The organism is Advenella sp. RU8, assembly GCF_048381675.1.
In the GTDB taxonomy this organism is placed as follows: Bacteria; Pseudomonadota; Gammaproteobacteria; order Burkholderiales; family Burkholderiaceae_B; genus Advenella.
The window spans coordinates 19,267-30,138 of record NZ_JBLWIS010000015.1 but is presented as its reverse complement, the minus strand read 5'-3'; the positions used below and the strand labels follow the sequence as shown (position 1 = coordinate 30,138).

Here is a 10,872-nt window from a genome sequence, read left to right as displayed (position 1 = left end):
AAATCTTTGGTGAAATGACGGCGAGAAAGACGCCGGTACGCGTCTGTAGAAGTGTGAGTGCTGTTCATAAGTTCCAACCTAAAAATAGATTGGAACCTATTGTCGTTTTTCTACGAGGAAATTCAAGACGGCACTGGGCGGAGCATTACCCTTTACCGGACAGTTACGGTGGTTTTACCGGATGCTTACACTGAAGTGATTGATACAGACTAACCAATCTTAGCTAAGCCTTTCATCTGCGGTTCATAATTAAGTGGACACGGTGATTAGTGTGAAGTCTCTTAATCTGGCCATTCGGCTATAGATTCAATTAAGTTCTGGAATCGATTCGTCAGGCGAAGAGTAAACGGCAGAAAATACAGCCTCTTTACACTCAGGTTTCTTGGCCCATTCTGACAGCATTCTACCGTTTGCTGTACGATTTAAGACCTCATACACTTCACGAGCCCAGCGAGCGATCTGATTCATCAGTTGTTGTGAACCACCCTGCGACATCCATATTCGATTGAGATCAATTCGATCACCAATCCGGTCCGCAACCAATGAGAATGTGTAAGCCGCAACGTTAGCTTGAAAGGCTGGGAACATCGGACGTATCAATTTCTGCATATCCCGAAAAAGTTTTGCTTTAGAAATCATCTGCTTATATTCAGCCACATCCGGCAAAGATGCTTCGGCTCTATCCTGCTCAGACATTGTAGCCATGAATTGCTCAAAATTTTTCTGTGCACCGCGGCTTACGATGTCAGGTCGCTTGTCCCAAGAAGCGAGGTACTTAGCCAAATCCGTCTTTGTGATACGTCGTGACGGAGGAATGGCTTCTTTCAAGGCCCGCAATTTTGCTGGAGTGGTTCCTTCCCTTGCCAGAAGTGTATTGTAACTACCGGCTGCGCGTTCATAAAACCAACGACTACGACCATCAGGACAATACACCGACAGGGAAAGACGCTCTACCTCAATATGGAAAGGCTTGTTAGCTGATAAATCAGATTGCCTAATCGCATTCTGACTATTGGCAAATCTTGAAATGTCCGCCACCAATGCCTCTTCTTGTGCAGGCTCTTGGATCTTCATGACAATAATTTTTGCAGGGACGCGTACACGAGAAAGATCGACCTCAGGATACTTGCGCTTAGTAAAGTATATTGAGGCTGTAGTTTGGCCACCGTTCACCACTTGTAAGCCACGCAACCAAGCTATACCGGGTGTGCCACCACCTGCATCACCAAGCCGTATTTCGTCAGCAACAACCACAATGCCATTGTTATAGGCCATAAATCTAGTTGGAGCAGTACGCAACGTATTCTGGATCCCTGCATTGACTCCCTTTCCTTTGATACTGAGAAAGGACCGTACGTTAGCCTCCAGCAGTCGTGATCCGAATTTTTCATAAAGTAGTCGCAGCGCCTCACCAGGTATAGCTGTCAGCGCGTAATCGTAACCCTCTTCGTCCCCTGGAACGAAAACACAAGGCAAAGGAGCACCAGAAACCTCGGTGAAGTCGACAGTCAACTCATCCCGAGGTTTTCCCTCAGACCAGTGGCGATGCAACCTTGCTATATCCATGACTTCAAGGTGTACAGTTTTACCACCGATCTCCCTTGGCTTAAATTGCAGTGTCTTTGCCACTCTATCTGTAAGGACGTAAATGCGAATCTGTTCGAGTTCGTTGTATAGGTTCTGAATTAGCTCAGCAAGGATACGAACCTCATCTGAAGGATCGAGCTTGTCCGCGAGCTTACCCTCAACACAAAGTTTCAGGAAGCGTAAACATTGCTCCACAGATGTCTTGGTCTCCGAATCAGGGACTGTAACAAGCTCATCAACACCTTCATAAAGACTAACGAACAAATCCAGTTCCTCTCCTTCTTCAGACACTGCGTAACCACTTAAGCGCACGTTGGCATTCCCAACCCTGCGCGAGAAATGTATGGGCTCTGGCTCATTCGCCATTCCAATTGTGGCCATATGCTGCATCACAATTTCGGTAAAGGCACTTTCTGCGTAGGGTTGACCGTCGTCAGTTTGAGCACGAACTCCTAATTGGGTTTCACGCAAGAAATCGATAAGTTCCATTTAAATTACCTTTAATTCTACGAGCGCATTTGACAGGTCGACCATTTCCGCGGTTGCTTGGTCTATGTCTATCTCGTATGTCGCTTGCTTCACACCACTGGGCACTGAGTATGGTGTCAATCGAGGGAATTTTTCCCCAACACGAAAAATCCTAATTTCGACGACGTTAAATCGTCGACTGTAGTGGCCGGAGTGTGAATCTTGATAGCCGCACGCTACCAGCCGTTCTGCAAGTAGTCGCTCCGCTTCCATATCTCCAGCTACTATATCACGAGTAATTTCGACGACCTCTGGCAAGGAAGCTCCTGTATGTGTTTGTGACAGTCTTATTGCAGCAAGAAAAAGCGGTTGACGATCTGTATCATCCAACTGCTCAAGTCTTCCTATACGAGCAGGGAAACCAACTGAGGACAACGTACTTTTGACTTCAAGTCCTCCGGTTCCAAGCTCAAAATCCCGCAGCCCATCCATTGGACCATGCCATGCCTCGCATGCAATTGCAGCATCAATCTTTTCATCCAAAATTGCACGTAGCAAAACCAATTCGCCAAAAAGGCCTATTTCTGCTTCTGAGCTGAGAGGTTCCCCACCCTTGCGCATAAACTCTTGCCATGCCTTAACCCTTCCCAAGAGTATCGACAGTGCTTTACGTTCATCCGATGCAGGACAAGAGGATAGTGCTGTCACGATATCACTAGCCATTGCTGTAAACAAATCAAGGTTGGCTAACTCGCGCCTTGTCAAGGCAATCCAAGCAACGTTGTCTTCAACCGAAGCTCGTTCAATGAAAAAACCTCCACCTTCAGGCAGCTTTGTGATCATAGGGAGTGACGAAATTGAAAACCGGATAAGGATGGCCTCTAATCCCCCAGGGAAGCGGAGACCTGCACGTACCAACGTTACTCCCGCTGGTGATACGTTTATGCCACGCCAACCCTCGTCTGTCTCACCAAAGGCCGCAAGTGAACGCCAAGCAAGCGTGAGTTCATCATTCGGCAGATTCATACTGCTCCTCCCATAGCAGATGATCGACTTTATATTCAACAGAAACCTCTTGATCACTCGAAGGAAAGCTTACTGCAAATCCAATAATCGGCTTATTCCAGCCTGCTACAGCACGTTGTTTAAATGGAGTTGGTGAAAGCGGATAGAGTAAAAGCAATCCTCGATGACGGGCACTAGATTTGGCAGCTGATTTTAAATTGCGTAAAGAGCGTCCGCTAGGATTCACTGGTTCTGGCCGATCTCTAGAACCCTCTCGTTTCCAAGAATTGATAGTTGACTCAAGGGCACTCTTCCACTCTTCTATTCCAATATCAATCCTTTCATCTTTAGACTCAGTTAATACACCAATGGAGAAACCTTTACCACTGTATTTTAGTGAGCGCATGGGCATGGTTTTCACTTTAAAGCGTCCAGCAAAAAGATATGCATCTTCTTCATCGCCTGAGCGACCCTCAGCAACAAGTGCCACTGACCATAAATTAAGCTCACCCTTCTTGTTTATCTTGTCAATGAACTCTGCCATGACTGTGCCGTTTGCTCGTTCTATACCAGACACAGACGCATAAGCATGAAGAAAATCTTTAACTTTCTCTGACTCGATATCACGCCACAACCAAGAGTTATCCCAACGTTCCAGTCCATATGGACGATCCTGCGATAACCCTGAAACTGTTGGTTCACCCATTTCCAAGACTAGTTGCTCGGCGGCATCAAGGTTATTTTGCAGCAATGCTACGTCCGTAGGGAATGTGATGGTTTGGGTTAGTGACCCACTATAAGAAAGATTTACAGTGCGTGCCGTTCTCATCTTCATTGGTGATGTAACCAACAAGCTTGGATGCGAAGCTACTTTGAGGCCATATTTATCAGGCGTAGCCCCTACCTCCACCATGGCATCAAACTCTTGCCGGAGCTCCTCAGCAACGTCAGCAATAAGCTTAAAATTACGGACAAGGTCTGAAGTTGTATACAGTCTGCATAGATCTAGATAACCAGGACGGTAACCAAACCAGCGTCCCATCTGCATAAGCGTGTCGTACATCTTTGTCGTGCGAACAAAGTAACTTGTCGTTAAGCCTTCAAGTGTCAAACCACGTGAGAGTTTATCACCACCAATGGCTATCACTTTTAGACCAGTAGCATCCTTCTCAATGTAGTCGAGTGCGTCTTTTGCTGAGCCGTTAATTGTCTTAACAACAATATCGGCTGCTGCATCCGGCAGAGCGACAAAAATTTCTTCCCATGACGGAATGTGAGATGGGCAATCACTTTCCTGCACAGACTCTCGAATTGCATTATGAGTTAATTCAAAATCAGATTCCCAAAGTTCTTGCAGCTGGGTAAGCAATACGCCGTCATCAATTTTGCGTACTAGTCGTTGAGTTATCCACTTCACATATTCTTCAACCTGTCGCCGGACTTGCGTTTGAACAAGGGTAAAGCGTGTAACATGCACTAACATCGAACAGTGTTTTGCTTTCTGACCACGACAAACACGCGCGGCACAAGTCAGAAGAAAGGATTGGATGGCTTCACGCAATGAAGGAGGCAACGTATCCTCCCCTTGATATGTCGGGATGTGATCTTTTTTGTGCTTGGTGGGCATCCAACCACAATCTTCTGCTGTCGCATGATCATCAAACTCACGAACAAGAGGAAGCCCTTTCTCCCGCTCACTGCCATCTCTCGTCAGCCCGAAAATGCGAGTGGGTCCGACATAGTTTGATGGTGCCGCCAAATTTCGTATAAACGAGCGAGGAAAAAGGTCTTCACCCTCATCTGTTGTTTTACCACGGCGGTGAATGAAAACGTTGGCAAATGGTGTTGCTGTGTATCCAACATACGCTGACTTGGCAAATGTATCCAGAATACTTCGAATGAGCCTATTGATAGTCTTGGGTTCATGTTCTGGATCAGGCATACCACTCTCATCAAACTCTTGTTCCCCAGTGTCTATTGATGCGTTATCTGCTTCATCGTCAATAACAAGTAGTGGTAGGTTGGTTGAGACCCTTCTCCCTGTATCTGGGTCAGTTGCATTTGCTACATGATTACTTCGCATCCACTTCAGCAATCTTTCCAGCACTGACTTATTCTTTTTCACTACAAACAGCCAAGGTCGCTGTTCAGGTGAGATAGAAAACCGTTTCGCTGCCGCTCCATTAAAGTCACCTTTATCATCGCGGGAGGTTGCACAGTTGGGGTGGATATTTGGATCTCGATCCTCAAAAAAAACTCCAATGGGGTTACCTGGATCACGATTAGGAGATGTTTCATAACCAAGAAAAGCCTCTTCAAGGCGAATCTGTGTTTGAGACCGAAGGTTGTTATGCATGCCAGCGAGCACGACGATAATTTTATAGCCAGCGTCCGCTGCTTTACAGATAAGGGCTGAATAGCTGCTGGTTTTACCAGATTGGACATGGCCTACGACCAAACCACGACGATCCCACGGAGCCTCACGCTTTGGGTCCTCAAGCTGCGCAAGAATCCCATCTGTAGATCGGTCAAGAGCCCCGACAACATCTATTGCAAGAGAACGTTCCATATAGCGTTGTAGACGCGGCCAATAGCGCCAATCCTTTTTGATAGATGGCTGAAACCAATCCTCATGTCCACTAGGGTCGCTTAAAGCAGAATCATTCGGAACCCAATGGCTAAATCTCCGTACCAGTTCTGCGACAGCATTCTCTTCATTAAAGCTGTCAGGGGAAACTCCTAGAGTCTTAGCTGCCAATTGGACACTTGCAGCAATTGCACTCGGTGAGCGCATTGTCTCCCCTTGGGCATTTTGAAGCAGGATTTGCGCTATAGATATAATATTCATTTGCATGTTGTCGGGTAGGCTCATCTTTTCCTCATGAATTGTATTCAAGCTTCAAGCCGCAAATTAGCAACTAGGGATGGGTAATCTTGAAATGGTTCTGTCGCAGCCAAGGTCATTCGCGCACGCTCCTCGCTCATATTTCTTCGAATAACCATGTCGTTAAATAAGGCTACAAGTACGTGCTGTACTTCAGCGCTTGGCTCACCGGAAAAGCCCAGTCGTGGTGTGTCGTTCGCCTCAGCAGTATCGAGCCAAATTCGTTGAACAGGGACTGTTTCCTCGATGATACGAAGCATTGCTTGTATAAGTTCGGAATGTGTTTCGCAGGCACTGAGGACAGCTGCTACAGCGGGATGCTGCTGTTCAATGCGATATTTCACACCGGCTTTAGTATGTTCAGTTCGCCATGCCAACTCAATTGACGACGATATAGATCGTGATTTAGGTGTTGATCGATAGGCAAACACACGACGAGCTCGTTCACGAGTGTCCGCAGCAAGCTTACTAAGCCAAGGCCGGATTGCTACGGGTGGCCGCGCAGATGATTTACGAATGTCGATTTTCCATGCGGCATCTGCAATGTTCGGAATATCCAATTGAATTCGAGCAAGCTGATAAGCCTCTTCACGGTTCCAGGCACGGCCCTGCCCAAGACCCAACCAGCCTCCAGCCACTAAAAGTCGCTTATTCCTGTAGACGTAGAAACCTTGCTGTGCAGTCCAGCCAGCGGGTCCACCATAGTGATTAAACTCTTCAATACTGAGGCGATCCTTATGAGGTAACACATGACATTGAACAGAGATTTGTCCTGCTTCTGTCATTCTACGTGCAATTGGGGATTCCCAAGGCTTCGCGACGTGTCCTGACATGAAGGGATCCCAAGGAACAACAGCATGCCCATTTATTGTCAGGAATAAAGCTGGCTTCGGACCTTCGATAATTCGATGAAACACCATGGCAAGATGGCGCTCCACCTCATCGACTAAATCTAAGAAGTGATCCACTGAGAAGGCTTTAGTAATGATTCGATCCAGCTCCTCCCATAGAACCAAACATCCATGAGGTTGCTGCAATGCTGGTGCGATGAATTCTTCAGAACCCGATGCAGGACCTTCATGAAGTGCCCACCCAATTTCAGGGTTTCGCGCAATCTCATCCAGATCCCACCTTAAGCAAGAACGGGATTCACTAGTTGTACTCGCCACAGTCAATCTACGGCATTGGGAAAAAGACGCAGTTTTCAATCCCATTCCGAATCGCCCAAGGTCACCATCAGCTCGTAACTCAAGCGGACTTTTATCACCAAGAGTCATGGCGTTTTCTAGCTCCATGTCATTCATTCCACGACCATTGTCTAGAATGGCTACACGACTGGCCTTACCAGCCCAGGTGAACTGTATATCGACACGCGAAGCTCCAGCTGAAATACTATTATCGACTATGTCAGCAACTGCAGTTCCAGTTGAGTAGCCCATCCCTCGCAAGGACTCGAGCATCGAACTCGCTCGTGGTGGGGCTTGTCGAATTTCACTCATATTTTCTACATTAATCCTGGTTTTCGAGTTTACGAGAGACCTGTCCCTCTTCTTTTTGAGCTGAAGTTGTATTAGACATTGCATTCGCAAACTCCAATTGCCAATGCACATCCGTACTTTCAAAATCAGCGACTGTGCTTGCTGTCGAAATATCAACTGTATTCAGTGCAGCAGGGGAGACATTGTCATGTTCATTTGAGACAGATACATACAGAAGATCAGATGCAATTTCGGCGACAAGGGCATTTCGTTGCTCAGTTTTATTTTTCTCAGTTATCGCCGTAGGTCTTGAAAAGGTTCGTCCAAGAATTTTAGATGCTAATTCAAGACGAGAAGTTGATCTGAGTATTCGTAGCGCTTTCGCCTCAATCTGACGAATCCGTTCGCGAGTAACTTCCAGTTTTTCTCCTATCTGCTCCAGCGTGTAAGAATCATAAACGTCAATTCCAAAACGTAGCCGGAGCACCAATGCTTCTCTAGGTTTAAGCTGCGCAAGCATCTCTTTAACTATTTTTTCCTCTTGCAGTAAGGCTAAAAGCGTGAAGGGCGTTTGAGACTCAACTGAGTTAAAGCTACTATCTTGCTCTGCCTCTTCGATTGATAACGGCTCAGATAGCGCACGAGCACCCAATTCAAACTTAGCCAGCGAGAATTCGCTAATTTCAGCTTTTTCCGATATTGATAAAGTTTTTCCACTCAGACGTTCTAAAGACTCAATAACAGAACGGACACGTGACATTTTTTCGTACATATGAGCAGGTAAACGGATATCAAACGCAGTATCGGCAATACCTCGCCCTATCCTCTGCTTGATCCACCAAGTTGCCATCGTTGTAAACCTATAGCCTCTTCGCCAGTCGAATTTATCAGCGGCCTGAATCAGACCAATATTGCCCTCCTGAATCAAATCTTCAATTGGTAAACCGTAACGTACATGGCTCCAAGCAAGCTTCATAACAAGGCGCAAATTGGCTTGGACCATGTTATTACGAGCAGAAACAAGATTAGTAATCGATTGCCGATATGTCAAAGCAGCGGGATGTTTATTGTGCTGAGCCAACTGTTCCATTTTGATCAAGAATGATCTTTTGAAAGATAAACGATCGAGGTCTGCACGAATCATCGTGACCGTTGAGTCATTAATCGGTTTCTCGACAAGCAACCGAATTCGGGAAAATATTTCGACAGGATCTTCTATGATGCTTAATTGATCCTCATCCATGCTCTCGGAAAACAGCTTGTTCTCTTCAGAATTGAGATTGACTTCTGGAGGGGCGTTAACTTCCTCAGCATCGTCGACAGCTTCAGTATCATCACCGATGTTATTAACTGTATCGACTATATATGCAAGACCAGAGCTACCCGCTGACTCGACCTCATCAAGTAAACTACGTAAACCTTGAGGCCACATGGCCAAAGAGTCCAAGGCATATACTACAGCGTCCTCCATCTTTTTAGCCAAATCGATTTCTTGCTCTGCAGATAACAAGGGGATCTTACTTGCTACACGTTGATACAACCGCAATGAATCATTCCTCTCGGCTATCCATCCGTCAAAATATAAGAGTGCCTCATCTAACTGTGCCTCTTCATCCTCAGTTTCAACAGGATCAATAAACACCTCAAAATTCTTCTCGCAAATCCTAGAAAGAAACTCGAGACGACTGTCGATGTCGGCACCCATGGCTCCAAGAGTCCATTCGATCCCCACCTCGACACGCACGTCATACTCATCTCCTTGTTCCGCCAAGATACGATCAATTGCTAAACGAGGTATGCTGCCCTCACGTATTGCGCGTAGAAACAATTTTCGTAATGACGTCCGAAATTCCTGATTTTCATCGCGCAATAGTGGCACCGCCTGCTGCGGTAGAAAGACATCAAGTTCGTCCCAGAATACTCTGTCCTCAACAGGCTTGTGGCTGTCAATGCTTAGTTGACGTTCTTTTTCTATATAAGCAAAACGTGGATCATCGCAAGGTGGCTCGATAACCTCTTCTGCCTCCCAGTCACCAAAAGTCAGCTCAACAATGCTTGACAAACCGCTATTGAGAGTTTTCGAAGTAATGTTCGACTCTTGGACCGGCACACTTATAGGTAATGGAGAATTCTCTGGAAATGTAATGAATTGCTGGTCCTCGATGATTGGTTCAATAGCATTGGCTTCACGGCTACTATTACCCTCTATAGTAGGAAACTCTGAACATGGAGTAAGCACCTGAATACCACTTGATACAGTTTCATCCAAGCCAATTCCAAAAGAGGAAGATAAAGCAGCTTTATGCTGTGTCTCATCCCAAAAAGGCAGCAAAACCTCAGGCCTCTCGTCCTTGGTGCCTTCCAGCAGGAGAGGACTTTCTTCTAATTTCGTTACCGGCGATATAACCATGGGAGGGACTTCGTCGCTAGAAAAACAGACGGAAGCATTCTCTCCCACATCGTGCGACGCATAAGAAATATCAGCATCAGGCTCTAATGGTACATTCGAATCAGTACAGATAGGCAAGTCTGATGGAACAGTCGCTAATGGCTCAATATCACAGACGACAGTAGAAGTATTAAAAGAATGCTGCTCCTCAACTGCCTTATCAACATACTGGGATATTACCTCCGCTGCGTCCCAAGCCTTACATTCGCGAGCAATCGTCAAAGCATCTCGACCAGCCAAATCTACCGCTAATACATCCGCTCCAGCATTGAAGAGCAACTTGCAAATATTCGCCCGGTCGCGCGATGCTGCAATCATTAAAGGTGTAAGCCCTTGTTGATCACGGCGTTCGAGGTCGTCACCGCGAGCAATGTGCAATTTCACTGCTGATTCGATACCCATCGAGACAGCAATCTTAAATAGTCTTCCAAGGGGTTGTGAAGCTCCGGATACATATCCTGTCATTGCAAGTTCAAATTTATATCAAAAACTAATGATTGATGATCTGTAGTGTACAAATTTCCCCCGGTCATCATTTTTGCTACACGCAACCTGCACACTTACAGCAGGTTATGTGGACAATTGAGAGAGAAGTGTTCGTCTCAAAGAGAAAAACGCTTGTCTCAAAAAATGTTATTTCTAATGCTTGTATGCAAGGCTACGGGAAATACCTCAGACCCTTAATCCTTTATAATGTAAGCAAGTATAGTGAAATGCATCAATTCATGCAACCGGAGCTTGTTGCATTGACCTGAAGCACTCATTTAAAGGTGAGGTGAGGTGAGCTTGATGCAGTTTTCAAACCTTGTTCAAACTTACCCAAAGAAGAGAAGTGAGGTCATCATGAGTCAGGGCAATTTTGACATGGATATTTTGTGCATTGGCAGCAATAGAGTTATCCATGGTATCAGTCATCGCCGTAATAACTCGTAACCTGTGACACATAACCCATGCATTGAATAAGGATAGATTTGACTCATTGATAGGGAGAGTAAAGACTA

At 45.9% G+C, this 10,872-nt stretch carries 5 protein-coding genes; all 5 read right to left on the bottom strand.

Annotated features, from left to right (window positions below):
* Positions 1–306 precede the first annotated feature (306 nt).
* Genes ACM5Q9_RS14025 through ACM5Q9_RS14005 form a run of 5 tightly spaced genes read right to left on the bottom strand, consistent with a single transcriptional unit; the run spans position 307 to position 10,336 of the window.
* Complete coding sequence (locus tag ACM5Q9_RS14025; protein WP_418145360.1) at positions 307–2,076, bottom strand: AIPR family protein; 1,770 nt, start codon at positions 2,074–2,076, stop codon at positions 307–309.
* Complete coding sequence (locus tag ACM5Q9_RS14020) at positions 2,077–3,081, bottom strand: PD-(D/E)XK motif protein (RefSeq protein ID WP_418145358.1); 1,005 nt, start codon at positions 3,079–3,081, stop codon at positions 2,077–2,079. It lies immediately after the preceding gene.
* Positions 3,065–5,956 carry a Z1 domain-containing protein gene (locus tag ACM5Q9_RS14015; RefSeq protein WP_418145357.1) on the bottom strand — a complete coding sequence of 964 codons (2,892 nt, stop codon included), beginning with the start codon at positions 5,954–5,956 and terminating at the stop codon, positions 3,065–3,067. The genes ACM5Q9_RS14020 and ACM5Q9_RS14015 overlap by 17 nt, the downstream gene beginning before the upstream one ends.
* Entirely contained in the window at positions 5,953–7,443 is a 1,491-nt protein-coding gene (locus tag ACM5Q9_RS14010; protein ID WP_418145356.1) for an ATP-binding protein, read from the bottom strand. The genes ACM5Q9_RS14015 and ACM5Q9_RS14010 overlap by 4 nt, the downstream gene beginning before the upstream one ends.
* Positions 7,444–7,453: 10 nt before the next feature.
* Entirely contained in the window at positions 7,454–10,336 is a 2,883-nt protein-coding gene (locus ACM5Q9_RS14005) for a sigma-70 family RNA polymerase sigma factor (protein ID WP_418145355.1), read from the bottom strand.
* Positions 10,337–10,872: the final 536 nt, after the last annotated feature.

Bases quoted from the DNA above. Each gene is read 5' to 3' on its own strand.
- ACM5Q9_RS14010 (WP_418145356.1), bottom strand. From the start codon at position 7,443: ATGAGTGAAATTCGACAAGCCCCACCACGAGCGAGTTCGATGCTCGAG.
- ACM5Q9_RS14020 (WP_418145358.1), bottom strand. From the start codon at position 3,081: ATGAATCTGCCGAATGATGAACTCACGCTTGCTTGGCGTTCACTTGCG.
- ACM5Q9_RS14005 (WP_418145355.1), bottom strand. From the start codon at position 10,336: ATGACAGGATATGTATCCGGAGCTTCACAACCCCTTGGAAGACTATTT.
- ACM5Q9_RS14025 (WP_418145360.1), bottom strand. From the start codon at position 2,076: ATGGAACTTATCGATTTCTTGCGTGAAACCCAATTAGGAGTTCGTGCT.